Origin of the sequence: Pseudomonas sp. 21LCFQ02 (genome assembly GCF_024129895.2) — a bacterium.
Classification (GTDB): Bacteria; Pseudomonadota; Gammaproteobacteria; order Pseudomonadales; family Pseudomonadaceae; genus Aquipseudomonas.
On sequence record NZ_JAMYEA020000002.1, the window covers coordinates 98,976 to 124,724 of the forward strand.

Here is a 25,749-nt window from a genome sequence, read left to right on the forward strand (position 1 = left end):
CCATAGCCTTCACGACCAAGGTCGCACCTACCCCGATTCCGGCTTGAAACAAGGTGGGAACGAGCTAGCTCGTGAAGAGGCCAAGCCAGACACAACACATGCATCGCCGGCCCTATAGCCTTCACGACCAAGGTCGTTCCCACCCGGATCCTGATTTGAAATACGGTGGGAACGAGCTCGCTCGTGAAGAGGCCAGACCAGACACAACCCATGTACCGCCCGCCCCATAGCCTTCACGACCAAGGTCGTTCCCACCCCGATTCCGGCTTGAAACAAGGTGGGAACGAGCTCGCTCGTGAAGAAGCCAGACCAGATACAACACATGTAGAGCCCGACCCATAGCCCTCGCAGCCAAAACGAATCGCTGCCAAGACCCGCCCGGCATTAATTGATCAGCATCAGGCCTTTTGTAAGCTTCCCCAAGAAAAAGCAGCCACCTTCACACCGTCAAAAAAATGAAACATTAAATAGGTATCCATAACCCCATGAAAAACATGAAAAATTTAATATACGAAACAAATTGTTTCAGCGCATTGTGGCTTTTTCGTTAAAAGCTTATGTTCTTTTAGTCTTTCACTTGCTTTTTATATTTCAGGAAAGCAGGTATAAATTTCCTACAGATTTACGCCAGCGTTATCAGCAAGATGCGCCATGCGCGGACCTTCAGGCCGCCGAGGCGCAGCGGCTAAGCCGCACAACTGTCATAAAGTTGCAGTAACACATTTCGTGTCTTTATCGAGCCGTACCCACAAGGAGTTGTACGTATATGAGCACCCAATCTGATCTGGCTGAGCTGTACACCACGTTCTTTGATCGCGCACCTGACGCGGGTGGTCTGGCTTACTGGGTTGCACAAATCGATGGCGGGCAAATCACCCTGGCGCAAGTTGCTGAAAACTGGCTGACTCAACAGCCTGAAGGCCAGAGCAACTTCCCATCTACCCTGACCGATGCTCAATTCATCGAGGCGGTCTATAACAACCTGTTGGGCCGTACCGCCGATGCCGGCGGCGCCCAATACTGGCTCCAGCAACTGCAAAGCGGCGCGGTCCCCCGTGACTCGTTCGCCCTGAGCCTGATCAACGGCGCCAAGGCCAACACCTCTACTCAAGGCCTGCAAGACGCCGCCCTGATCAACAACAAGGCCACCATCGGTGTGGCATTCGCCGCCAAGGGTCTGAACGACCTGAGCCTGGCCAATGCCATCGTGCAATCGGTGACCGCCGATGCCAACACCCTGAGCGCCACCCAGGCCATCTTGGGCCTGATCCCGGCAACCACCGCCGGCCAGACCACCGCGATCCTGACCGCGGCCAACCAGCTGCTGACCAAACTGACCGCGCTGATCACTGCCGCGCCAGGTGAAGTGGCTGACGCCAACACCTACCTCAACGCACTGCTGTCCGGTGCCACCAGCAACACCGACCTGGTGACCCTGCTCAACAACGCCAACACTTTGCTGACTTCGGCTGCGACTGATCCGGCTGCGCTGGATAATCCGGCGACTAAAGGGGCTGATGCGGTTGTTGTAGCGACTCCGGGGTCGGGTGGCGGTGGCGGTTCGACGCCTACCACATTTACGGCGACTGTCGAGAATGGTGAGCTGAGCTTTGGCGGTACTGCGACTGGTAACATTACCGTAGAAATTAACGGTGCTGACGTTACATTCACGCGTGGCGGGGTTGATGCAACTTCTGTCACCTTGGCATCGATTACTTCGATTTCCGGTAATGCGCCTATTGTTCTGAATTTCGCAGAGTACGGTGCCTTCAGCTCGAAGCTCTCTGCGACTACCAACATCACGGTCAATGACAACACGCTGACCGATGCTGATATTGCGACTCTGGGTGGCGATCCAAATGTCACCTTCATTCGTGCAGCGACTCAGGTACTGGATAAAACCCAATACGCCGCTGCTTCGGCAAAACTGAACTCGGCCGATAGCATTACCGTGGTTGACAACTCCCTGACCGCAGCAGAAGTTGCTGTATTGGGTGCTGATGCCAAGGTTGACGATATTGGCGTAACCCCCCTGACTCTGGACGCTACGCAATTCACGGCTGCCGGTGCCAAGCTGCGCTCGGCGGATAACATCACTATCTCTGATACCGGTACCGCCATTTCGAACGCCATCAATTTCATCACCACTGAAGCAAGCGTGGTTGATCTGATCAAGGCGAACGACAACACACCTATCACGCTCAGTGTTGCTCAACTGACGACTATTACCGCAGCCAAGTTCGATGCTACTGATACCGTTGTGGTTGTTGATACGTCGGCCAATATTCAGGGCAGTCTGGCGACGCTGTTGAGTGAACCCAAGGTCGATACGATCGAATCGCTCGACGAAGCTGTTATCGAGCTGACAGTGGTTCAAGCCGTTACGTCTGGCAACACGGCCAAATTTTCAACGGATGGTCTACTCAAGGTGACGGGGCTTTCGGCAGATATTGAGACCAACCTGGCGACCCTGTTGGGCGATCCAAAGGTCGGTACCATCGACTCGACGGAAGATGGCGTAGCTATCGCGTTGGGCGCGGCCCAAGCGACCAGTACTAACCTGGGCAAACTGGTTATTGGCGATACCATCACTGTGTTTGATAGTGAGGCGAATCTGGTTTCGAATCTTTCAGCCTTGGCCGCGCTTCAGCCGACGGCATTGGCCAAGATCGATTCCATCGATTCAAGCGATGACACTCTGACCCTGAGTGCTGTACAAGCTGCTGTTCTTGGTACGAAGCTGACAGCTAGTGATGTCATCTCCATTACCAACTTGCTGACTCAAGGCAACCAGATTATTGCTGGTGGCTTCCAGTCGGGGGAAGACAAGCTGCAGTTCTCGGATGCCGATCTGAAGGGCTTAGGCATTACTGCTTATGCCGGTGTCGGCGACTCTATTGCCTTGGGTGATGGCACCTTGGTGGAGTGGGTTTCGGGGGCTGGTTCACAATCGGCCACAACGGGTGCAGCAGCGTTTCTGTTCAACACCACCACTGGCACCCTTAGCTATGACGCTGATGGATCCGGTTCGAGTGCGGCAGTGGATCTGATTACACTGACAGGTGTGACGCTGAATACGGGTGATTTTGCGTTTGTAGCCTGATCAGCGAGCGACCTTGGTCGCGAAGAGTCCTGCTCAGGCGCTACATAACTAGCGCCTGAAACAGCCTCGTCAAAGCCAGCCCGCCTCTATAAATACGCATCACAAAAAACCGATCCCGTAATGGGATCGGTTTTTTTATTGGCCGTTAATGCATATAAGCGAGCAGTCTTGCACTGAACCTGTGGGACACCTTGGTCGCGAAAGTGTTGGGGCAGGCATAAGATGCGTATCGCCAGACCCATGGCTTTCACGACCAAGGTCGTTCCCACCCGGATTCTGACTTGAAATACGGTGGGAACGAGCGGGCGACGATCTGTCTTGCTCGTGAAAGGGCCAATCCAGACATAGCCCGTGTGGTGACCCAAAGCCCTTAAAAGATCACACCAACCACAGACCGCCGTTGAGGTCTGCCGAGGTGTTGTTCATGTTCTCTGCGCTTTCCGAGAACGACACCAGCACTTCGCTGGCGGTCATGCCGCCGGCCATGGCGTCTTCCCAGTACTTGAAACCACCTTCATCGGCGTCACGGTGCAGTACGTGTTGGTAGAAGCTGTTAATGATCGACTTGTTGTCAGTGGCCGGGGTTAGCGCTTTGAACTCGGCGCTGTCTATAAAGCCTTTGGCGACTTGCTGGAGGGTGATGCCTTTATCCAGGTCATTGATCCAGTACTTCAGGCCGCCCATATCAGGCTGGCGATCAAACGCTGCCTTGTACAGGCGGTAGGCGGCACCGGTGTTCTGCCATTGGCCGACATCCAGTGCCATAACGGCGCCATCGTCACCCAGCTGGATCCGCTCGACGTTCACCAAGGTGTCGACCTTGCCCCAAATGCCTACGCTGTAGCCATTGCCAGTTTGGGCAATGGCCAACTCACCGGCTTGGGCGTTGTAATGAAGAGTATCGACACCGCTGCCTCCATCGTAATAGTCATTGCCCGGCCACGAATAAAAGTGATCGTTACCCCAAGAACCGGTATAGACATCGTTGCCGTATAAGTAGGCAGCCGTATTGGTGTTGCTAATGCTTTGGTTCATGCCAGTGATGGTCGCGAAAGGCTGGCCATTTTTTGAATAGACCAGGCTATCGACAACACCGAAGCGCGCACCGAAATTGAACGACCAGCCATACATTTCAGCGGTGTAGTCACCATAGGTGGCTTTCAGATAGGTGTCGCTTTGAGTGATCACTCGTCCAAAGTACCCGGCATTAGTGGCCGTCTGCAGGTCATTGGGCGTGAAAGGCTGGTTGAAGGTGATACGAGACATCCAAGGAATCCTTTTCCCGGGTGATGGAGACAGCGCGTTTGGCAGTGTTGATTGGCGGGGATTTGTATCAGAAATGACACGCGCAGAATACCGGCGTGTTGAAGAGGGTCGCGCCCACCAAAAACAGCCCTGTCTCTGTGGAAACCGCTGTGGGAACGAGCGGGCGGCGATCCGTCTCGCTCGTGAAGAGGCCAGGCCAGAGACAACATGGTGTATTGCCAGACCCATAGCTTTCACGACCAAGGTCGTTCCCACCTCGATTCTGACTTGAAATACGGTGGGAACGAGCTTGCTCGTGAAGAGGGCAGGCCAGACACAACAGGGTGTATCGCCAGACCCATGGCTTTCACGACCAAGGTCGTTCCCACCCGGATTCTGACTTGAAATACGGTGGGAACGAGCGGGCGGCGATCTGTCTTGCTCGTGAAAGGGCCAATCCAGATATAGCCCGTGTGGTGACCCAAAGCCCTTAAAAGATCAAACCAACCACAAACCGCCGTTGAGGTCTGCCGAGGTGTTGTTCATGTTCTCTGCGCTTTCCGAGAACGACACCAGCACTTCGCTGGCGGTCATGCCGCCGGCCATGGAGTCTTCCCAGTATTTAAAACCACCGGCATCGGCATCACGGTGCAGCACGTGTTGGTAGAAGCTGTTGATGATCGACTTGTTGTCCGTGCCGGGTGTGAGCTTCTTGAACTCGGCGCTGTCGACAAAGCCCTGTGCGACCTGCTGAATGGTCGCGCCTTGGTCCAGGTCGTTGATCCAGTATTTCAGGCCGCCCATGTCCGGTTTGCGGTCGAATGCAGCCTGGTACAAGCGAAAGGCTGCCCCGGCGTTTTGCCACTGGCCAACATCCAGCGCCACGGTGGCGTTGTCTTGTTGAAAGTTGACTCGCTCGATGCTGAACAAGGTGTCTTTTTTGCCCAGGCCTTCGACGTTGCTCAGGGCGCTGCCCATGGAGTCGACGGTGAAGTCTTTGCTCAGCGCGTTGTAATGGATGGTATCGATACCGTCGTCACCGAAGTAGGTGTCGTTACCCAGCGAAGCCTGGAAATCATCGTTGCCTGCCGAGCCTCGGTAGGTGTCATCACCGTCGTAGAACGAGGTGACGCTCGACGCATCGGCGACTTTGACGTCGAGCCCGGTGACGGTCAGAAACACCACGTCGTTCTTCGAGTAGCTGACCCCGGTGAATTTATCGACTTGGGGGTTGCCCGAGCCCAGGAAGCCGCTTACTTCGGCCTTGTAGGTGCCATCGCTGTAGACGATGCGCATGCTGTTGGCCGAAACAACCTGCCCGTTAACGCCTGCATGGGAGGCGCGGTCCAGATCAGTGCTGTCGAAGGGGCTTCTGTAGGTAATAGTTGCCATTGAGAGTCTTTGTCCCGTTTGGAGTTGGAGGTGAAAGGTGATGGGTGATCAGACCAGCCAAAGCCCGCCATTGAGGTCGGCGTTGGTGTTGGCGAGGTTTTCGGCGCTTTCCGAGAACGACACCAGCACTTCACTGGCGGTCATGCCGGCGGCCATGGAGTCTGCCCAGTAGTTGAAGCCGCCTTCATCGGCGTCACGATGCAGAACATGCAGGTAGAAGCTGTTGATGATCGAGCCGGCGTCGTTACCGGGTGTGAGGGCCTTGAATTCGGCGCTGTCGATGAAGCCCTGTGCGACTTGTTGCAACGTGGCGCCATTGTCCAGGTCGTTGATCCAGTATTTCAGGCCACCGGTATCGGGTGTACGGTCGAACGCTGCCTTGTACAGGCGGTAAGCTGAGCCGGCGTTCTGCCATTGACCAACGTCCCGGGCCAGGGTCGAGTTATCGCCTTCGAAGTGGATGCGCTCGATGTCGGGGTTCAGGAAGTCGGTTTTTCCCTCGCCAGTCAGGTTGCCGCCGTTGAGGGTGTAATCGTTTTTTGAGCCGCTGTAATGAACGGTGTCGATGCCGCCATTACCTCGGTAAAGATCGTTACCGGCAGACGCATAAAAATGATCGTTGCCGTCTGAGCCTTCAAAGGAATCACTGCCGGAAAACAACGAGGCGGCACTGGACAGGGAGGTGTCTGGTGTCAGGTTTTGAACCGTCAGGTAGAGCTTGTCGTCTTTGGCAAACTCCGCGCGAAATAGCCGGCCGCCGACCTGCGTTGTATTGACGCTGTAGGCGCCCAATTCATAGTCGACGGCAGGGCCTAACGCGGATTTAACGTGTTCTGGTGCGACGGCGCGCAGCGCTTGGTCAAGATCAAAGCCATCGAAAGGGCGTTTATAAACTACACGGGCCATAGGGACTCCTTAGCTCCTTAATGTCTTGGATGGACAGTGATCAAACCAGCCACAGCCCGCCATTGAGGTCGGCGTTGGTGTTGGCGAGGTTTTCGGCGCTTTCAGAAAACGACACCAGTACTTCGCTGGCGGTCATGCCGGCGGCCATGGAGTCTTCCCAGTATTTGAAGCCGCCTTCATCGGCCTCACGATGCAGGACGTGCTGGTAGAAGCTGTTAATCAGGGATTTGTTATCGGTGCCTGGTGTGAGTTTCTTGAACTCGGCGCTGTCGATAAAACCCTGGGCGACTTGCTGGAGAGTCGCGCCTTTGTCCAGATCGTTGATCCAGTATTTCAGCCCGCCCTGGTCCGGCTCTCGGTCGAACGCGGCCTGGTAAAGGCGAAAGGCTGCGCCGGTGTTTTGCCATTGGCCAACGTCCAGGGCCAGGGTCGAGCCGTCACCGAAGTTAACCCGTTCGATGTTGACCAGCGTGTCGGTTTTGCCGGGTGTCTGCAGGGTATAACCGCTGTCGGTGGCGGTTACGCTGGCGCTGGATCTGCCGGTGGTATAAGCCACGGTATCGATGCCCGCGCCGCCGTCGTAATGGTCGTTGCCTGTACCACCGATCAGCAGGTCATTGCCCGCAGAGCCGATGATGGTGTCGTTGCCTTTGAGGACTTCGCGCATGGCGCCTGCCATGTCGAAGTTGTAGACATACTCGGCCATGATCGCGGCGTCGATGTTCAGGTCGGTGACTTCGTAATACAGGCCGTTTTGATAAGCGCTCGTCGCGGTTAACGTACCGCCGCTGAGTTCGCCGTTGCTGTACTGGAAAGAACCGAAATAATCCTGGGTTCTGACGCCATCGGTAGCCCTGATATGCCCCGCATCGGCAATGGGAAATTCGCCATCCCAAGCCTGGAGGGTGTTCATATTGATGGGTTGATGAAGCTTCAGCGTTGCCATTGATCCTCCTGGGTTCGAAGGCTGGCCGCGCACGATCATCATGAATCGAACTAAGGGTATCCAGCCCGTACTTCTGTATCGACGTTTACAGGTGGCCGATACAAATTTGTAACCTTCGACCTCGTAATGGATCCAATTGTTCCGTATTGATTACAATTCGTGCTAAAGCCGCGCTGAATGAGTGAAAATACGGGGCTTTCAGAGAAGATCGCAGCGAGATTGTGGCTAAACGCCATTTATCCATCGAGGGTCTTGAACTCTTGCCAGCAAGCCATGTTCTGAGCAGCGTTCATTGCCTCGAATGACTTCGATGTCAAGCCAGTGCAGCAGGCTTGTAACGCCTATAAAACACCGGCGGGACTCATACCCGCTTTATATTGCATCCCCCTTACAGCCCCCGGATAATGCGGCCCTTCGCATGCCCGCGTGGCTATCAGAATGGAGCTTCTATGTTCACCCCTGTAATTCTGGCTGGCGGTAACGGTTCACGGCTGTGGCCGCTGTCGCGGCAGAGCTTCCCCAAGCAATTTCTGGCCCTGGACGGTCAGGATCAGGGGACGATGTTTCAGCGCACCCTGGCGCGCCTGGACGGCCTGGAGCACTCGCCAGCCCTGGTGGTGAGCAACGAAAACCATCGCTTTATCGTCGCCGAGCAACTGCGTGTGGCGAAGATCAAGAGCCAGCGCATCATCCTTGAGCCGCTGGCGCGCAACACCGCGCCGGCCATTGCTCTGGCGGCGCTGCAAGCCACCGTAGACGGTGCCGATCCGGTGCTGCTGGTGCTGGCGGCCGACCACCACATTCATGACGAGCAGGCGTTTCGCAACGCCGTGCAGGTCGCCCAGGCGCATGCCGAGGCGGGCCGTCTGGTGACTTTCGGCATCACCCCGACGCATCCTGAGACCGGCTTCGGTTATATCCAGTGTGGCAAGGCCATTGAGCAGGGTGGTTTCGCGATCGCCGCGTTCAAAGAGAAGCCATCGCCGGAGCTGGCCGCCGAGTACCTGTCTTCAGGGGCTTACCTGTGGAACAGCGGCATGTTCATGTTCCGTGCCTCGGTGTTCCTCGCCGAGCTGGAGCGTCATCGCCCGGATATTCTCAGTGCTTGCCGGGTGGCGCTGGAGCATGCGCAGACCGACAGCTACTTCACCCATGTCCAGGCCGAGCAGTTCGCGCTGTGCGCTGACGAGTCGGTCGACTACGCGGTGATGGAGCACACCGAAGCCGGTCTGGTGGTGCCGCTGAACGCTGGCTGGAACGATCTGGGCAGCTGGTCGGCGATCTGGGATGTCGGCCCGCATGATGCCAACGCCAACCGCCTGGAAGGCGACGTGCTGGCCATCGACACCAACAACTGCCTGGTGCAGTCGCATCACCGCCTGGTGGCCACCGTGGGCGTCGAGGACCTGATCGTCATCGAGACCAAGGACGCCATCCTGGTGGCCAACAAGCACGACAGCCAGCAGGTCAAGGACGTGGTCAAGCGTCTGCAGGCCGAAGAGCGTCCGGAGTTCGTCACCCATCCGCTGGTCAATCGTCCGTGGGGCCATTACGACACCATCGACAAGGGCGACCGCTACCAGGTCAAGCGCATCAGCGTATTGCCGGGTGAGTGCCTGTCGCTGCAACTGCACTACCACCGCGCCGAGCACTGGATCGTGGTGTCCGGTACCGCCAAGGTGACCTGTGATGACCAGGAACTGATCCTCTCCGAGAACCAGTCGACCTATATTCCGCTGGGCGTCAAGCACTCGCTGGCCAACCCGGGCAAGGTGCCGCTGGAACTGATCGAGGTGCAGTCCGGTGCCTATCTGGGCGAGGACGACATTGTGCGGTTTGAGGATCGTTACGGGCGTCTGGCCAAGTAAACCGATGTCGGTGGCGCTTGCGGGCTAGCCACTATGTTCGGTTAAAGGCGCAAATCCCGGTGGGAGCTGGCTTGCCAGCGAAGGCGAAGGCACATTCGCAGCAGATGCTGTGACTTTAGAGGTGCCCTTCACCGACTCTTTCGTGACCACGGTCGCTCCCACCGGAATCGAATCAGGTTCGATAATCGCTGAACGGATCTGCATTCTCCTGTCGGCGCACCATGAGCGTCTGGCCGTAAATCCTTTCGCATCTGCCAAAAGATGCCCTTTCTATTTTGCTTGCTCATACCTTATGAACAGTCTATTTCGAGACTTGCAGAGGTACGCAGGTATTTCTCGACAGATGAGCTGGCAACGGGTTCCCAGGCGCAGGATAAAGCGAGTTATCAAGAAAGTGCCTATCTATATAGTTTTATAACTTTCAGGTATTGAGTTTTGTTGGCGTCAATTGAATGGCTGTTTCATTTAGCCAGAATTGGTTATGTCCTTATCAAAAACGACGTCGTTAAATATTTTTATAGAAGTTGCCTTGTTTGTTTGAGATGCTCGGAAAGCACCCTGTAACAAAAATTTTCAGGGGCGTCGCTTAGCCAACACCTAACCATTGATAAAGGATCGCCTACTCACTCGTAGAGGTGAGCCGCTGGGGCCTTTTCATCAGGAGCAACTCATGAGCTTTCAATCAGATCTGGCAGAGCTGTATACCGCCTTTTTCAATCGTGCCCCTGATGCCGGTGGCCTGGCCTATTGGGTCAACGAACTGAGCAACGGCAACATGAGCCTTGAGTCGATCTCCGCCAACTGGGCAAATGAACAGGCCGAAGCGTTGGAGAAGTACCCATCCTCCTTGTCGACGGACGCTTTTATTGAAGCGGTCTACAACAATATTTTCGGTCGTAGCGGCGACAGCGGCGGTGTGGCTTACTGGAAAACCGAGCTGGAAGCCAATGGCATGAGCCGTGAGGTGTTCATCGCTGCCGTGCTCAATGGCGCCAAGGCCAACACCTCGACGCAAGGTCAGGCTGATGCGGCATTGGTCAATAACAAGGCCCTGGTAGGTGTGGCCTTCGCTGAAAAGGGCCTGACGGACCTGTCTCTGGCGGCCAAGGTGCTCAGTGCAGTATCCAGTGACGCCGATACACTCACGGCTACTCTGGATCTGATCAAACTAGTACCTGCCGATCCTGCTGCACAGACCTCTGCCATTCTGACTCTGGTCTCATCGACACTCGACCAGGTTGCGCAATTGATCAAGACTGCGCCTGCCGAGGTCAAGAACCTGGCAACCTATCTGGAAACCGTTGTTGCCAATGTCAGCAGTGGCACCAACCTGACCACCCTGCTTACCACGATCAACACCAAGACCACTGCCGCTCTGACAGACCCGACCGCACTGGCCAATCCGGCCACACAGGCAGGTAATGATGTTGGCACTGCAACGCCGGGGACAGGCGGTGGCACTGTTACGCCGACCTTTACCGTGACTGAAACGAGTGCCGGGCATTACACCGTTGGCAACGGCAACGGAAATGTCACGTTGTCGCTGGTGAACGAAAAATACGTATTCACGCCGGCGGTTGGAAGTTCGGTAAGCATCAATAAGCTGGACGTTTCCAGTTTGACTGTGGACAGTATAAAACTGTCGCCCACCACCACCGTTTACCAGTTGGGTACGAATTTCTCTGATATTGAAATCAACGGTACCGGAACGCTGGTCATTCCGTTTCTGAAAGGTGAAGACCTGTCGGTTCAGGCCGCCTCGCATATCGCCAATACCTATGACATCAAGGTAGACCTCAATAAGTTGGCAAACGTTTATGGATCTCAGGCCGATCTGCTTGCGTTCTATAACCTGGCTTCTACTGATGTGACGGGCTTGAGTACCCTCAATGCCCGGGTGACGGAGACGTTGAATATTGCCCAACTAAGTGCTTTCGACGATCAGATTTCAGGGCCGGTGCTGGCGACCAGCATCCTGGACACGGCAACCGCGCTGAAGACCAATACCACTTATGTAAAAGGTCCTGTGAATCTTGAAGTTTCCGGTCCGGTGACGTTGGCTGACCTGAATGCACTGGGCATCAAGATTACCGGTACGGTTTCGTTCGAGACCCTATCGTCCACTGCCTCGGCGCTGATAAATGCCACGTTTACCCCTGGTACCGGCACCGTCACGCTCACTGACCTTGATCTGAACGGTAACGTGCTGGGTGTTGTGCTTACCGCCAAGCAGTTTAATGTGCTCAAGACGTTGGTCACCACTCAGGCCTGGTACGCCGACGTCGAAGACACGGCGCTGAATCTTCTGCAATTGACCCAAGGTGAGACGCGCAATACCAACAGTCTGACACTCGTCAATGATGCGGCAGGAACCCTGACGGTTCAGCAGCGCAGCGACCTGGCCAAGATGATTTATGACCCGAATGACACAGAGTGGACTTACAGCCTGAGCGACACTGCCAAGAACCTGCTCGCCAGTAAAATCAATGACGCTACTGTTCTTGACGGGGCTGAGCATATTACCGTTGTGCCGGCAGGCCCGATCAGTATCGCAGACTACAATGAGCTTCAAAGCACCGCTAACCTGTCATTTCCCAATAGTGGCATTGTCCTGCGCGATACCCTGACAAATCTGGGCGCGTCGGCGCTGACGAGCTCGCATGACTATATCATTGCTGATTCAGTGGCCAATCTTGATGTGCCTGTGAGCACTGGCACGAGTATTGTGATCGACGCCCAAGGGTTTGTAGTCGCAGACAGCATTGCAAACATCACCGCCGCGCAAACCAATAACAGTTCGATTTTCAATGCGCCTGGTTATACGGGTGTCATCCTTTCAGACACCCTCAGCAATCTGGTGGTCCCGCAAAGTTTGCAAGGCCAGAATGTCGTGGGCGTCAAGGTCGTTGATTTTGTGGCCGGTGGCGTGGTCACGGCTTTAGAAGGTTTTGTCTTGTCAATTGCTGAAAATAGCAATGAGTTCATCAATAACTTCTCGGTGTCAGGAGCCGTTACCGATGTCAGCAACTTGCCAGAATATGGACTGAAATATGCCAGTGCGCTGGCACTGCAGGCTACAGCAGGCAATGATGCGCTCAATGGCAACATTTCCGATGGCAAGATCACTGTCACGTACACGTCTGCCGCACAGGCTGACACATTCAGTTTCTCTCAGGGGGCCTTCACGGCGGCAGACGGTAGTTTTGATACCTACTCGGCGTTTTATGGCAGTTTAGCTGACTCTAATCGGGACCATATTAATCTGAGCAGCTTCCAGTTGAGCAACAATGATTCTCCAGCGTTGCAACAGGGCAGCATCACCACGGTCAGCAATGGCGGCTATGCGTTCGTCAAGGGTATATACGCCGACGGCGAGTTTGTGGCTTCGCAAAACGGTAACTCTGAGGACACGCTTGTGGTGTGGGATGCTGACACCGGATCAGGTATCGAACAGGTTGCGATCGTTCTGGTCGGGCAAAGTCCAAACAATGCTGGAGCCATTGTCAACTTGGGATTGGTTTGAGGCCGGGGGGGCTCGTCTGAAAGACAAGCCCCCAGGGGTTGCGGTGCGTTAGCCCCGTACCTTGTGATAAACCGCCAGGGTCTGACGCGCGCATTCTTGCCAGGTGTACTGGCGTGCGCGTTGCAGACCGCGCTGGACCTTTTCTTCACGGGCCTGTGGCTGGTTCAGCAGGTCCTGCATGGCAGCGCTGATACTCTCCACGCTGTAGGGGTCGACAGCCCAGGCAGCATCGCCCGCCACTTCAGGCACCGAAGTACTGTTGGAGGCAATCACCGGGCACTGCGCGGCAAAGGCTTCGATCACCGGCAGGCCAAAACCTTCATACAGTGAGGGGAACACCAGCGCGCTGGCACTCTGTAGCAGGGCCATGACTTCGGTTTGTGGCAGGTAGCTGAGCCAGCGGCCTTCACCTTGTTGTTCCAGCTGTGCCAGTTGCGGCAGCAGCTCTTCGTTATTCCAGCCGTCACGACCCACAATCACCAGCGGGTGTTCCTTGCGCAGCGCCTGCGGCAGCTGTTTGAACGCTTGCAGGATGCGCGGCAGGTTTTTGCGTGGTTGCAGGGTGCCGACGAACAGGAAGAAGCCGGGCTTGAGGCCGTGCTTATTCAGTACGGCTTCTTTGTGCTGCTCTGCGATCTGCTCGAAATAAACCGGTTCGACCCCAAGCGGGGTGACGCTGATGCGCTCCGGGGCGATTTTCAGGTGCTCGACCATGTCCTGTTTGCTGTATTCGGAGATGGTGATGATGTGATCGGCCTTGAGAATCGCTGTTTTGAACAGCCAGCTTTTGAGGCTGCGCAGGTCATTCTTGATCCACTCGGGGTGCAGCATGGGGATCACATCCATGATGGTGGCCACCGTGAGCACCCCGGCGATACGCGGGATGTGGTGGTCAGTGGCATGGAACAGGTCAATGTCCTGGGCGATGGCGCGAGAGTTGGCCAGGGGCAGCTTGAGAATACCGCTGAGCAGGGCGTGTACCGGGAAGCGTTCGGCAAGTTGCTTCGGTGTGCCGCACGCCATGTTTGGCAAGTCACGACCGAAGGCATAAGGGCTGAGGCTGTCGCCTGTCTGTTGGGTGATGTCGCCCAGGCCATTCCACAATGCACGGGAGTAAGTGCCGATGCCATCCAGGTGACCAGCGCGTTCGCCGCCTGCCCAGACCGTACAACTCAAGCCAATCTTCATTCTGTGATTTATCTCGATTCAATGATGGCTGGTTCATTCGACGGCAGACTTTTAACAAGTCTTCAGCCGATGCCAGCGTGTGCATATATGCAACTTGATCAGGGCGCGGAGCCTAACACGACTGGGGCTTAAAGGCATTTTCCAGGCCAGTGGAGAACGGCACCTTAACTTTAGCGTTAGCTCTTTAGCGTTATACCGTTTGGCGGATAACTAAAGAGATGATGGCACCGTGACGCCAATCCGACGACCAGCACTCCCTTGCGTAATGGCAAATCGACACAATCGCGGCCATCACAACCAGCACCGGGTATTGATTCATGGTCTCGACGGTCACCTCCTACACGGATTCTCGCAACAAGGCAGCGCTAGGCCAGGGATATGATGGCGTTGTAAAGGTTTCCACAGGAGGTGTTTACGGAACCGGCGTGCTGCTCTACGGCGGCCAGGCGATTCTCACGGCGGCGCATCTGTTCAAGCCGGGCAATTCGCAAAGTACCGTGACCTTCGAGACCTCGGCTGGCACCAAGAGCATGAGCTCAAGCAAGGTCACGATCTTGCCGGGTTATGACGCTGCCAACCTGAACAACGATATGGCCATTGTCTGGCTCAACGGCCACGCCCCGGTGAGCGCCGAGCGTTATGACATCTACCGCAATACCGACGAGATCGGCCAGGCCATGACCATCATCGGTTACGGCAAGCCAGGTACCGGCGCCGCCGGGATGTCCAGCAGCTACTCGTCGGCGCCGATTCGCCAGAAGGCAATGAATACTTTTGATGCCGATGCGGCTGCACTCAAAGCCAAGGCCGGCGGCTATCTGCCTTTCTCACCCAAGGCCGGCACCCAATTGATCGCCGATTTCGATAATGGCAGCAGCAATCAGGATGCTTTGGGGCGCTTTCTCAATCTCAAGCACACCGGGCTTGGCCAGAATGAAGGCATGCTCAGCAGCGGTGACAGTGGCGGACCTGCTTTCATTGGCAACAAGGTGGCCGGCATTGCCAGCTACATCAGCACCCTGAGCCTGGGCAATGTACGCCCTGACATCGACAACAGCCTTAACAGCAGCTTTGGTGAGTTTGCCGCCTGGCAGCGGGTCAGCGCCCAGCAACAGTTCATCGACCAGGCCATTCGTGCCAGCTACACCGATGCGCCGACCAAGATGTCCGAAGTCAAGCAGAAGGTGGTTGAGGGGCAGGCCGGTACGTTCACCAATGCCTATTTCATGGTCGAGCTCACCACGCCAAGAAAAGATCCCAACAAGCTGATCAGCCTGAACTTCACTACCCGTGATGGCACTGCCAAAGCCGGTGAGGATTACCTGGCCAACAAGGGCACCCTGGTGTTCTACCCGAATGAAACCAAAGCCGTGGTGGCGGTCGAGATCGTGGGCGATAACAAACTGGAGTCCAACGAAACCTTCTACATGGACTTTACTAACCCCTCAGGCGCAGCGTTCGACAACGGGGCATTGGTTCTGACCGGCATGCGCACCATCCTCAATGATGATGTCTGGCTGGTTTAAGCGGGCAGGGTGTTGACGCGGCAGAGCGGTCTTAGCATTGTGGCCGCCTCTGTCATTGAGCCTGTTATCGAGAACCCTATGAAGAAAGCCTTTGCCATCGTTGGTCTTTCGTTGGTGTTCATGCCAACCGCGCCTGCTGCTGCGGCAACGATCCAGATTCAGAACCAGTCATCCTGGGATATCCACGAAATCTATTTCGCGCCCTCCAGTCAAGGCGACTGGGGCGATGATCACTTGGGCAAGCAAGTACTCAAAGCCGGCATGACCCTTAGCGTCAGCAACGTGGAAGCAGGCCTTTGGGATGTGCGCCTGGTGGATGAGGATGAAGATGAGTGTGTGATTCAAAGGCAGCAGATCAGTACCTCGCAGGCCTTCGTGATCGATGATGAGGACTTGCTCAACTGTCAGGCTGATAGCGATCAGTGACAGGACATTTTATGGCCGCTTTCAAACCCCGTTTTCGGGGTTTTTTTATGTCCGGATGCATGAGTTGAATAAACCCCGTCTACGCTTGCCAATAGCAGAGGGTCCACTCCAACGATCGGTGTCGCTATGTTCAATACCCGCTTGAAAACGGAAGTCCAGGCGCTGCATTCCGAATTGTCGATGTTCCAGCAATTGCAAAAAGGCATTGATGCATGTCTGGTGCATATCATCCTTGATGCTCAATACAATGTTATTGAGGCCAATGACAATTTCCTGCGTATGTTGGGTTATCGCGCCGAGCAGGTGGTGGGCAAGCCGCTGGATCAGTACATCCCGGCCTATGTCAAACAGCTCGACTGTTACCGCAATCTGGTGGCGTCGGTGCAGAAGGGCGAGCCGGTGACCGACACTTACCGCTTTCTGCGAGCCGATGGCAGCCTGGCCTGGATCCGGGCCGTATGGCAGCCGTTGCAGGACGCTCGCGGTCAATTGACAGGCATTCATTGCCTGGGCTCGGACATTACCGAGTCGGTGGACACCGCCGCCGAAAACGCGGCGTTCATCCAGGCGCTATTGCGCTCTACGGCAGTGATCGAGTTCGACCTGAGCGGCCATGTGCTCAAGGCCAATGAGCAGTTTTTGCGTGGCATGGGCTACAACATGGCGCAGATCCGCGGCAAGCATCACAGCATGTTCTGTGAGCCCGCCGAAGTGGCGTCCAATGCTTACCGGGAGTTCTGGTCGACCCTTAACCGGGGTGAGTTCGTGGCCAGCCGTTTCAAGCGCATCGACAGCCATGGCCGCCCGGTATGGCTGGAGGCGACCTATAACCCGGTGCACGATGCTCAGGGCAAGCTGTACAAGGTGGTCAAGTTCGCCACCGTGATCACGGATCAGGTCGCCCGCGAAGAGGATGTCAGCCAGGCGGCGAGTATCGCGTTCGATATTTCCCAGCGCACCGACGTCACTGCCCGGCGCGGCGCCGAAGTGGTGCAGAACACCGTGCACACCATGCGGCGGATCTCGGAAGAAATGCAGTCGGCCTCTGCCGGCATCGAAGCGCTGGGCAAGCAGTCGTTGCTGATCAGCTCCATCGTGCAGACCATCGGCGGGATTGCCCAGCAAACCAACCTGTTGGCCCTCAACGCCGCCATCGAGGCGGCCCGTGCCGGCGAGCAGGGCAGGGGCTTTGCCGTGGTCGCCGACGAGGTCCGGCAACTGGCCGGGCGCACCAGCGCGGCCACCGAAGAGATTGTCAGCGTGGTGCAGCAGAACCAGTCGCTGACCGACGAAGCCGTGCGCGGCATGGCCAACAGCCGCGGCCAGGCCGAACAAGGACTGGCGCTGGCCAATGAGGCAGGGTCGGTGATTGTCGAGATTCAGGATGGGGCGCAGCAGGTGGTCAATGCGGTGGGGCGCTTTGCCAGTCAGTTGTAGGGGCGCACGAAGAATTATCGGAAGTGCCCTTCAGGAGAAAGAGAGATGTCTTGCATTCTAGCCTTGTACAAGCGTGCAAAATCGCCAATGCAAGGCACCCACTGATCCGGTTCGCGACAAGCCTTGGCACTTAGACCGGGGAGGATGCCAATCTAACGAGAAGAACAGCCTGATTGAGTTAGTCCAGTTACTGGACTAACCTTAGGAGCACCCCTTCACTGATTGAGATATGTTGTATGCAAACGCACAACATTCATGCAGCCAAAACCAATTTTTCTCAGCTCGTCGATGCCGCGGCCAATGGGGAAACCATCATCATTGCCAAGGCCGGCGTACCGGTCGCGAAACTGGTCCCCATCACAGCACCAAGGCGGCGGGGCATGTTGAAGGATGTGACGTTTGATGCCGACGCTTCGCAGGCGATGGACAGCGAGATTGCAGATCTGTTTGAGCACAAAGAATGAAGCTGCTGTTTGATACCCACGTCCTGGTATGGGCTGCAACGGACGATGTAAGGCTTTCAACAGAGGCCGCGAGATTGATCGACGATGAAGCCAATATTCTTTATTTCAGCGCAGCCAGCCTGTGGGAACTCACGATAAAAGGGGCTGAGCGAACAGGTATCGTTCCTTCCTTGTTGCGTAAGGCACTGCTGGACGCAGGTTATCTTGAATTGCCGATTACCAGCGAGCACAGCCTGGCGATCAGCACCTTGCCGGATCATCACCGCGACCCATTCGACCGCATTATGGTGGCTCAGGCGTTGGTTGAGGGTATCAGCCTGGTCACGCATGACCGCATGTTGCGCTTGTATCCCCATACGTTGGTTGTTTGAGTCATCTTGTTTGAGCCGTTAGATCGGAGCCGCTTATACAGGAAGGCTCTGAGGTGAGCGAGCCTACCCAATTGACCATCAAGGCGCGATAAGCCCCGCCGTTCAGGGCGGGGAAGGATAGCGCGGACGGCGTAGCCGTCCCTGGTTGCAGTGGGGTGTCTGCTGCTGTTCGATGGACGCACCGCCACAGGATGAAGCGCAGTAACACGGCGACACAGATGCCCTTATACGGCGGTATTTCGTTACAAAGACCCCATGGGCATGCACCTTGAAAACACCGTGCCGTCCGCGCCTAATGTCGTCTTCATTGCTCATGGCTCAAGAGCAGCATGCAACGACTTCAAGCCTTCAAGTACGAACTCATGCCAGACGGCTGGCAGGAGCGGCAAATGCGCCGCTTTGCCGGCTCCTGTCGCTTCGTCTTCAACAAGGCGCTGGCGTTGCAGAAGGAGCGCCACGAGCAAGGCGAGAAGAAGCTCGGCTATGCGGGCCTGTGCAAGTTGCTGACCGAATGGCGCAATAGCCCGCAAACCGCATGGCTGGCCGATGCGCCTGTTCACCCGTTGCAACAGAGCCTCAAGGATCTGGAGCGGGCCTACACCAACTTCTTCGCCAAGCGAGCCGACTTTCCCCGGTTCAAGAAGAAGGGGCAGCGCGACAGTTTCCGCTATCCCGACCCGAAACAGATCAAGCTCGACCAGACCAACAGCCGCCTGTTTCTGCCAAAGCTGGGCTGGTTGCGCTACCGCAACAGCCGCAAGACGCTGGGTACTGTGAAGAACATCACCGTGAGCCAGTTGTGTGGCAAGTGGTTTGTGAGTATCCAGACCGAACGCGAGATCGATGAGCAGCCCACGGCGCAGGGTGCGGCAGTCGGCATCGACATGGGCATTGCCCGGTTCGCCACGCTTTCGGATGGTTCGTTCTACGCACCCCTGAACAGCTTCAAACGCCATGAAACCGCGCTGTGCAAAGCGCAGCAGGCGATGAGCCGCAAGGTCAGATTCAGCCGCAACTGGAAGAAAGCGAAAGCCCGCGTCCAGCGCATTCATTCCCGCATCGGCAATGCCCGCCGCGACTACCTGCACAAGTGCTCTACCACGATCAGCCAAAACCACGCGATGGTGTGTATCGAGGACTTGCAGGTACGGAATATGTCCAGGTCGGCGGCAGGTAAGACCGAGGCGCCGGGAAGAAACGTTCGGGCCAAGTCTGGCCTGAACAGGGCCATCCTCGATCAGGGCTGGTTCGAGTTCCGCCGCCAACTGGACTACAAGCTGGCGTGGCGCGGTGGCTGGCTGATTGCCGTGCCGCCGCAAAATACCAGCCGCACGTGCCCTTGTTGCGGCCATGTGTCGGCGGCCAACCGCCAGACGCAAGCGCTGTTCAGGTGTGTTGGATGTGGTTTTGAAGGCAACGCCGATGTGGTCGGGGCGATCAATGTACTAAGGGCGGGACACGCCCGGTTAGCCTGTGAAGTGAGCGCAGAGGTCATGGCGCCAGCAGCAGGAACCCACCGAAGCGACTCAGGGGCGGCTCGATGCCGCGCCTGAGCGCCGTAGGAATCTCCGGCCTTCAGGCCGGGGAGGATGTCAAGAAACCGGGATTATCGTCGCAGAGTTGTATGTGCGTAATGGCCAGGCCAAGGCGCGTTCGGTCTGGCAGGGTTTTGCCAGCGGTCTGGCCGGGTTGTGCGGTTTGTATGGTGTGGACGTTGAAGAGTCCGCTCCAGAGCCGGCGCTTGAAGCCCCGGCACTGCAGCCGGTGAATATCGCCAAGTCGCTGATCACCCTGGACAAGCCGGGTGTTACGCATAAGGTGTCGCTGGACAAGGGGCCGGGGGCGCCACGCTCGATCAAGGTCAGCGCGACCTGGATCGATAACGGCGATGGCAACGACAACGATGATCTGGACTTGCGCGTCGGTATTCTGCGTCCCGATGGTCAGATGTCGCTCATTCACGCACCGGCCAGGCGCGGCGCCTTCGATCTGGACCCGTTCGTGTTTCATACCGGCGATGTGGTCAGCGCCAGTGCTTCGGCACCGGGCACTGAAAGCGTCGAAATCAATCCGCAGATCTCGCGCAAGCTGGGCGGCAAGGTGGCCTTGGTGTGCAGTGTGTATTCGGCAGTGGACAACGGCGATGTATCGGTGGGCTCGCTCAAGCCGAGAATGCGTATGGAGTATGGCGACCAGGTGGTGGAGTGCGCATACGAGTTCGAGCTTGAGCAGAAAGTGCAGAAGAGCTTTTTCGGCCGCAAGACCATCGTCTCGACCTATCCAGACAGTTACACCTATGTTATTGGCCTGATCGAGATTGATGATCAGCAGATCGTTCTCAGTCCTTCAGGCGTGACGGCAGAGCCGGGCAGCGAGGCGACCCCTTGGCTGACCTGGAGTAACGGCAAGGTGCTGCTGAGCATGGACGGGCCGGAAGTGTTTAAAGGGGAGCCGATCGATCCTGATCAGGATAAGCAGTACATCTGAATCAGTCGATAAGTCCCAAACAGGGACTTATCGTTCCCTTTTGGAGACCGGATGGTGATTCATTCATCGGCCTGAAGTCTTTAACCTGTGCTAACCAGCCCTATTCAGACACAATGAGCGCTTTTTGTTGTAGGACCGTTCTGAATGTCTGTCTTTTCTGCGTCCTGGCGTCAGGCGCTGGTGGTTGCCCTGGCTGTTTTGCTGGCCGCGTGTGACAACACCGACAAGCCTGCTCAACCACAAAAGCCTGTTGAACCGCCGCACACGACTTACCGTCAGGCCGGCTGGGATGAGCTGCCGGCGGTGACCGATGCCGATCTGCAGGCTGGTTTTGCCGCCTGGCGCAGCGCCTGTACCCGACTCAAGGCTGACCCGGTGTGGGGGGCACCTTGTGCATCGGCGGCCAGTCTGGCCGCGGCGCCGTCTGCGGCCGAGATCCGGACCTTTCTGCAGGCGACGTTGCAGGTTTATAGCCTGCGTGCCGATGGCGGCAGTGCCGATGGTCTGATCACCGGTTATTACGAGCCGGTCTACCCAGGCAGCCTGACCCGTACCGAACAGGCCCAGGTGCCGGTGTATGGCATTCCTGATGATCTGGTGGTGGTCAATCTCGACAGCCTGTACCCCGAACTCAAGGGCAAGCGCCTGCGTGGCCGGGTCGAGGGCCGGGTACTCAAGCCTTATGACGATGCCGCGACGATCAATGCCAATGGCCTGGATGCGCCGGTGATTGCCTGGCTCACCGACCCCATGGATTTGCAGTTCCTGCAGATCCAGGGTTCGGGCCGGGTTCGTCTGCCTGATGGTACTCAAGCACGTCTGGCCTATGCCGATCAGAATGGCCACCCGTATCGCGCCATCGGCCGCTGGCTGGTCGAGCAGGGCCAGTTGCAGAAAGAAGACGTGACCATGGGCAGCATTGCTGCCTGGGCCAAGGCCAACCCGCAACGAGTTCCCGAGTTGCTGGCCAGCAACCCGAGCTATGTGTTCTTCACCCGTAACCCGGACAGCAATGAAGGCCCGCGTGGTTCGTTGAACGTGCCTTTGACCGCCGGCTACAGCGTGGCCATCGACCGTAAAGTGATTCCGTTGGGCAGCCTGCTGTGGCTGTCGACCACACGCCCCGACGGGACAGCGCTGATACGCCCTGTTGCCGCTCAGGACACTGGCGGTGCGATTGCCGGTGAAGTGCGCGCGGACCTGTTCTGGGGCACTGGAGAGGCCGCCGGGCATCTGGCGGGGGACATGAAGCAGAAGGGCAATGTGTGGCTTTTGTGGCCCCAAGGCGTGGCGTTGCCGTGATTAACCTGACGTTTTCCAACGGCGTATGGGTTAGAGATTTAAACAGGACTTTGACTTGTTTTTTTGTCGTCAAAAACATGACGATAAATGAATGAATCTTTTTCCGACAAGCTGTATCAAAGACGCCAGTAACAATATATTGACACTGTCATACTGATATTACACATTACTGTTTAATGCTTTCTCACAGGGTCATTCCCTGGGCCTTCTGATAGGACGAAGTGCATGAGTCGCGCCGACGATATCGCCAGATTGTTCCAGGGAATTGGAGCAAGTACAGACGGATATCTGGACATGGACAGCCACTTCGATTATCCGGAAACCACAGTGACGCCCTTGCGACCTTTGCGTGCGGTCAGCGAGGCGTCTTCGCCTGCGTCCGCGCAAAGCCCGTCGCTGCCGACGGCGTCGCTTGAGCCGCCCTCTGCATCGCCTGCGGTGATATCGGCATCGCTCAGCTCGCTGCTGGCCGAAGCTGCCCGTGTGCGCGAAGCGAATGCCGGGACCGGTAATGAGGTTCACACGCAGCCGCAGCACACAGGACCCGCTCCTGAAATCAAGGCGCGGGTGATTGCTGTCGTCTCGGCCAAGGGCGGGGTAGGCAAGACGACTTTGAGCGCCGCATTGGCCAGCCTGTTGCAGTTGCCTGGCGGCCGGACACTGGTCGTTGAACTCGATCCGCAGGATGCTTTGCGTCATCACTTGTTGGGCGGTACTGAACAGGGCGGTCTGGTCAATGGCCGTTTGCGTGACGAGGACTGGAACAGCCTGTTGCTGCCGGGCACTGCCAACACCTGGGTGCTGCCTTACGGTTCGCATAGCGCTGAGCAGCGCCGCTCGCTCAAACAGGCAATGGATGAGGACCGGCATTGGCTGGCCCGGCAGATCGAGCGTATGCAACTGGGCGAGCATGACGTGCTGGTGCTGGATGTGGCCACGGGGCCGTCGCGCTATCTGGAGCAGGCACTGGATGTTGCCGATCAGGTACTGGCCGTGGTGAACACCGACGCCGCCTGTTACCAGACCCTGAATGTCATGGAGCAGTGGCTGGCACCTCTTGCCAGCAAGCCTCGGCCACCGGCCTGTCATTACGTGATCAACCAGTTCGATGCCACGCGGGCGTTCAGTTGTGACATGCACCAGGTGCTGCTGCGTCGTCTCGGTGAGCAACTGCTGGGCTGGGTACGGCTCGATTACAGTCTGGCTGAAGCGCTCGCCTATGGTACATATCCGCTGCTGGCCGAAACGCCGACCCAAGGTGTCCAGGACCTGCACGCGCTGGGGCAGCAACTGACCACTCGGCTCATGGAACAGGCCCGTGCAGAGTCCAGCCTTTCATGAGCGAAGCGCAAACCGAAGTGCCTGGATTGCGGGCACGAATCTGCCGTGGCCTGACGGGGTTGCCGGAGCGTCTTGATGCGCTGTCGGCACGGGTGCGTCTGATCCTGAAAGTCGCAGGCGCCTTGGTGGGGGCGGCGCTGTTTGTGTTTGTGGTCTCGGCGCCCTTCGATCTGCAGGCTCAGGCCAGTTTCGGGATCATGTGTTTTATCGCCGCGTTGCTGTTGCGCCGTATTGGCGGTCGTCTGGCGATTCTGGCGATGATTGTCCTGTCGCTGGTCATGTCACTGCGCTACGTGTATTGGCGGGTGACCTCGACGCTGGGCTTTGAGAACTGGGTCGACATGCTGTTTGGCTACGGTCTGGTGCTGGCCGAGCTGTATGCGCTGATTGTGCTGCTGTGCGGCTACCTGCAAACCTGCTGGCCGCTGCAACGCGAGCCGGTGCTGATGAAGGGCCATCCGGATAGCTGGCCGGTGGTGGACTTGTTCATCCCCACTTACAACGAAGCGCTGTCGATCGTAAAGCTCACCATCTTTGCTGCGCAGGCCATCGACTGGCCTCGGGACAAGCTGCGCGTGCATGTACTCGATGACGGTCGCCGCGAGGACTTCCGGCAGTTCTGTGCCCAGGTCGGGGTCAATTACATCACCCGTGACAACAATCGGCATGCCAAGGCCGGTAACCTCAATGAAGCGCTGAAGGTCACCGACGGCGAATACGTCGCGATTTTTGATGCCGACCACGTGCCGACCCGTTCTTTCCTGCAACTGTGCATGGGCTGGTTCCTCAAGGACCCGAAGCTGGCAATGCTGCAGACCCCGCACTTCTTCTTTTCTCCGGACCCGTTCGAAAAGAACCTCAACACTTTCCGCGCGGTGCCTAACGAAGGCGAGCTGTTCTATGGCCTGGTCCAGGACGGTAACGACCTGTGGAACGCGGCGTTCTTCTGTGGCTCTTGTGCAATCATCCGTCGCAAGCCTCTGGAGCAAATCGGCGGAGTGGCGGTCGAGACCGTGACTGAGGATGCCCATACGGCGCTCAAACTCAGTCGGGCCGGTTACAACACCGCTTACCTGGCAATCCCGCAGGCGGCAGGCCTGGCTACTGAAAGTTTGTCGCGGCACATCAGCCAGCGAATTCGCTGGGCGCGAGGCATGGCGCAGATCTTCCGCACCGATAACCCCTTGCTGGGCAAGGGGCTGAAAATGGGCCAGCGGTTCTGTTACCTCAATGCCATGCTGCACTTTTTCTATGGTTTGCCGCGCCTGGCGTTTCTCACCGCGCCGCTGGCCTTTCTGTTTTTCGATGCGCGGATTTTCCAGGCTTCGGCCTTGATGATCACCGTGTATGTATTGCCGCATATCCTGCATGCCAGCATTACCAACTCGACCATGCAGGGGCGCTTTCGTCACTCGTTCTGGAACGAGGTCTACGAGACGGTGCTGGCCTGGTACATCATGGGCCCGGTGCTCATGGCCCTGATCAACCCCAAGTTCGGCGGCTTTAACGTGACCGACAAGGGCGGGATCATCGACGAGAAGTTCTTCGAATGGAAACTGGCCCGTCCCTACATTGTGTTGCTGGGCCTGAACCTGGCCGGCCTGCTGTGCGGCATCGTGATGCTGATCCAGGGCAGTAACGAGGAGGGCGCCACGGTCACGATCCTGATCAACCTGGCCTGGACGCTCTACAACATCATTATTGCCGGCGCCGCTGTGGCGGTGGCCAGTGAGACCCGCCAGGTGCGTAACGAGCCCCGCGTCGCGGCCAGCCTGCCGATGCGTTTGCAGCGCGCCGATGGCAGCAGCCTGGATGCCACGACCCTGGACTTCTCGCAGAACGGCCTGGGCTTGCGCTTGCCCGAAGGGCAGAGCCTGACGCGCGGTGAGATCGTGCAGATCGGCCTGTTCCGCAAAGACCAGCTCAGCCAGTTTCCCGCCACGGTGGTGTTCTGCCGCGATTCGCTGATCGGTGTGCAGTTCAATCAGTTGACCCTGCGCCAGCAGAGTGACCTGGTGCGCCTGACCTTTTCGCGGGCCGACACCTGGGCCGCCACTTGGGGCCATGGCCTGATCGATACCCCACTCAAGGCCCTGCGCGAGGTCTGCAGCGTCAGCCTGCGCGGTGTTCGCGAACTGTTCACGGCCACCCGCCATGCCTGGCGGGCCCGACGCGCACTGAATACGGCGCCCGCCACTCTTACGGAAAAATCATGATGTCCAAG

17 protein-coding genes and 2 pseudogenes are annotated in these 25,749 nt (G+C 57.2%); 14 read left to right on the forward strand and 5 right to left on the reverse strand.

Features of this window, described 5'->3' with window-relative positions; translation table 11 throughout:
- The first annotated feature begins 766 nt into the window (after positions 1–766).
- Positions 767–3,103: a DUF4214 domain-containing protein gene (locus tag NJC40_RS28515; protein ID WP_253142623.1), complete on the forward strand. Its 2,337-nt coding sequence runs from the start codon at positions 767–769 to the stop codon at positions 3,101–3,103.
- A 378-nt stretch (positions 3,104–3,481) separates the two neighbouring features.
- On the opposite strand, the gene NJC40_RS28520 is transcribed toward NJC40_RS28515, so the two are convergent.
- From NJC40_RS28520 to NJC40_RS28535, 4 genes are all read right to left on the reverse strand, one after another.
- Positions 3,482–4,369, reverse strand: coding sequence for a DUF4214 domain-containing protein (locus tag NJC40_RS28520; RefSeq protein WP_253142624.1), 888 nt, complete (start codon positions 4,367–4,369; stop codon positions 3,482–3,484).
- 477 nt (positions 4,370–4,846) lie between these two features.
- A complete protein-coding gene (locus NJC40_RS28525) occupies positions 4,847–5,740 on the reverse strand; it encodes a DUF4214 domain-containing protein (protein WP_052483550.1) in 894 nt (297 codons plus the stop codon).
- Positions 5,741–5,788: 48 nt separating this feature from the next.
- Positions 5,789–6,646 (reverse strand): DUF4214 domain-containing protein, encoded by an 858-nt coding sequence (locus NJC40_RS28530; protein WP_253142625.1) that lies wholly within the window; start codon positions 6,644–6,646, stop codon positions 5,789–5,791.
- A gap of 40 nt (positions 6,647–6,686) precedes the next feature.
- Positions 6,687–7,592 (reverse strand): DUF4214 domain-containing protein, encoded by a 906-nt coding sequence (locus NJC40_RS28535; protein WP_253142626.1) that lies wholly within the window; start codon positions 7,590–7,592, stop codon positions 6,687–6,689.
- 449 nt (positions 7,593–8,041) lie between these two features.
- Here NJC40_RS28535 and NJC40_RS28540 point away from each other — a divergent pair, with 449 nt between their 5' ends.
- Together NJC40_RS28540 and NJC40_RS28545 are read left to right on the forward strand one after the other, a co-directional pair.
- Positions 8,042–9,460 (forward strand): mannose-1-phosphate guanylyltransferase/mannose-6-phosphate isomerase, encoded by a 1,419-nt coding sequence (locus tag NJC40_RS28540; RefSeq protein ID WP_253116492.1) that lies wholly within the window; start codon positions 8,042–8,044, stop codon positions 9,458–9,460.
- Positions 9,461–10,130: 670 nt separating this feature from the next.
- A complete protein-coding gene (locus NJC40_RS28545) occupies positions 10,131–12,983 on the forward strand; it encodes a DUF4214 domain-containing protein (protein ID WP_253142627.1) in 2,853 nt (950 codons plus the stop codon).
- Between the two features lie 48 nt (positions 12,984–13,031).
- Here NJC40_RS28545 and NJC40_RS28550 read toward each other — a convergent pair whose 3' ends face one another.
- Positions 13,032–14,171, reverse strand: a complete 1,140-nt coding sequence (locus NJC40_RS28550; protein WP_253142628.1) for a glycosyltransferase family 4 protein — start codon at positions 14,169–14,171, stop codon at positions 13,032–13,034.
- Between the two features lie 317 nt (positions 14,172–14,488).
- On the opposite strand from NJC40_RS28550, the gene NJC40_RS28555 reads away from it, so the two are divergent.
- The 11 genes and pseudogenes from NJC40_RS28555 (at position 14,489) to bcsA (ending at position 25,741) form a co-directional block, all read left to right on the forward strand.
- On the forward strand, positions 14,489–15,697 hold the full coding sequence (locus NJC40_RS28555; protein WP_290447762.1) for a Calx-beta domain-containing protein: 1,209 nt from the start codon (positions 14,489–14,491) through the stop codon (positions 15,695–15,697).
- Between the two features lie 39 nt (positions 15,698–15,736).
- Positions 15,737–16,123 (forward strand): hypothetical protein, encoded by a 387-nt coding sequence (locus NJC40_RS28560; RefSeq protein WP_231906526.1) that lies wholly within the window; start codon positions 15,737–15,739, stop codon positions 16,121–16,123.
- A 180-nt stretch (positions 16,124–16,303) separates the two neighbouring features.
- Positions 16,304–16,975: pseudogene (locus tag NJC40_RS28565) on the forward strand (PAS domain-containing protein); the annotation flags it as partial.
- 150 nt (positions 16,976–17,125) lie between these two features.
- Positions 17,126–17,560 (forward strand): annotated as a pseudogene (locus tag NJC40_RS28570) (methyl-accepting chemotaxis protein); the annotation flags it as partial.
- A 236-nt stretch (positions 17,561–17,796) separates the two neighbouring features.
- Entirely contained in the window at positions 17,797–18,024 is a 228-nt protein-coding gene (locus NJC40_RS28575; protein ID WP_253116499.1) for a type II toxin-antitoxin system Phd/YefM family antitoxin, read from the forward strand.
- The gene (locus NJC40_RS28580; RefSeq protein ID WP_253142629.1) at positions 18,021–18,395 is read left to right on the forward strand and encodes a type II toxin-antitoxin system VapC family toxin; all 375 of its coding nucleotides are present in this window, start codon (positions 18,021–18,023) and stop codon (positions 18,393–18,395) included. The genes NJC40_RS28575 and NJC40_RS28580 overlap by 4 nt, the downstream gene beginning before the upstream one ends.
- A gap of 329 nt (positions 18,396–18,724) precedes the next feature.
- Complete coding sequence (locus NJC40_RS28585) at positions 18,725–19,948, forward strand: RNA-guided endonuclease InsQ/TnpB family protein (protein WP_253141005.1); 1,224 nt, start codon at positions 18,725–18,727, stop codon at positions 19,946–19,948.
- A 73-nt stretch (positions 19,949–20,021) separates the two neighbouring features.
- Complete coding sequence (locus NJC40_RS28590) at positions 20,022–20,882, forward strand: hypothetical protein (RefSeq protein WP_253141006.1); 861 nt, start codon at positions 20,022–20,024, stop codon at positions 20,880–20,882.
- 144 nt (positions 20,883–21,026) lie between these two features.
- Positions 21,027–22,184 carry a murein transglycosylase A gene (gene mltA, locus NJC40_RS28595; protein ID WP_045492921.1) on the forward strand — a complete coding sequence of 386 codons (1,158 nt, stop codon included), beginning with the start codon at positions 21,027–21,029 and terminating at the stop codon, positions 22,182–22,184.
- Between the two features lie 225 nt (positions 22,185–22,409).
- Entirely contained in the window at positions 22,410–23,525 is a 1,116-nt protein-coding gene (gene bcsQ, locus NJC40_RS28600) for a cellulose biosynthesis protein BcsQ (protein ID WP_253141007.1), read from the forward strand.
- On the forward strand, positions 23,522–25,741 hold the full coding sequence (gene bcsA, locus NJC40_RS28605; RefSeq protein WP_253141008.1) for a UDP-forming cellulose synthase catalytic subunit: 2,220 nt from the start codon (positions 23,522–23,524) through the stop codon (positions 25,739–25,741). The genes bcsQ and bcsA overlap by 4 nt, the downstream gene beginning before the upstream one ends.
- Positions 25,742–25,749: the final 8 nt, after the last annotated feature.

Coding starts and splice junctions, on each gene's coding strand:
- NJC40_RS28515 (WP_253142623.1), top strand. CDS start 767: ATGAGCACCCAATCTGATCTGGCTGAGCTGTACACCACGTTCTTTGAT.
- NJC40_RS28520 (WP_253142624.1), bottom strand. CDS start 4,369: ATGTCTCGTATCACCTTCAACCAGCCTTTCACGCCCAATGACCTGCAG.
- NJC40_RS28525 (WP_052483550.1), bottom strand. CDS start 5,740: ATGGCAACTATTACCTACAGAAGCCCCTTCGACAGCACTGATCTGGAC.
- NJC40_RS28530 (WP_253142625.1), bottom strand. CDS start 6,646: ATGGCCCGTGTAGTTTATAAACGCCCTTTCGATGGCTTTGATCTTGAC.
- NJC40_RS28535 (WP_253142626.1), bottom strand. CDS start 7,592: ATGGCAACGCTGAAGCTTCATCAACCCATCAATATGAACACCCTCCAG.
- NJC40_RS28540 (WP_253116492.1), top strand. CDS start 8,042: ATGTTCACCCCTGTAATTCTGGCTGGCGGTAACGGTTCACGGCTGTGG.
- NJC40_RS28545 (WP_253142627.1), top strand. CDS start 10,131: ATGAGCTTTCAATCAGATCTGGCAGAGCTGTATACCGCCTTTTTCAAT.
- NJC40_RS28550 (WP_253142628.1), bottom strand. CDS start 14,171: ATGAAGATTGGCTTGAGTTGTACGGTCTGGGCAGGCGGCGAACGCGCT.
- NJC40_RS28555 (WP_290447762.1), top strand. CDS start 14,489: ATGGTCTCGACGGTCACCTCCTACACGGATTCTCGCAACAAGGCAGCG.
- NJC40_RS28575 (WP_253116499.1), top strand. CDS start 17,797: ATGCAAACGCACAACATTCATGCAGCCAAAACCAATTTTTCTCAGCTC.
- NJC40_RS28580 (WP_253142629.1), top strand. CDS start 18,021: ATGAAGCTGCTGTTTGATACCCACGTCCTGGTATGGGCTGCAACGGAC.
- NJC40_RS28585 (WP_253141005.1), top strand. CDS start 18,725: ATGCAACGACTTCAAGCCTTCAAGTACGAACTCATGCCAGACGGCTGG.
- mltA (WP_045492921.1), top strand. CDS start 21,027: ATGTCTGTCTTTTCTGCGTCCTGGCGTCAGGCGCTGGTGGTTGCCCTG.
- bcsQ (WP_253141007.1), top strand. CDS start 22,410: ATGAGTCGCGCCGACGATATCGCCAGATTGTTCCAGGGAATTGGAGCA.
- bcsA (WP_253141008.1), top strand. CDS start 23,522: ATGAGCGAAGCGCAAACCGAAGTGCCTGGATTGCGGGCACGAATCTGC.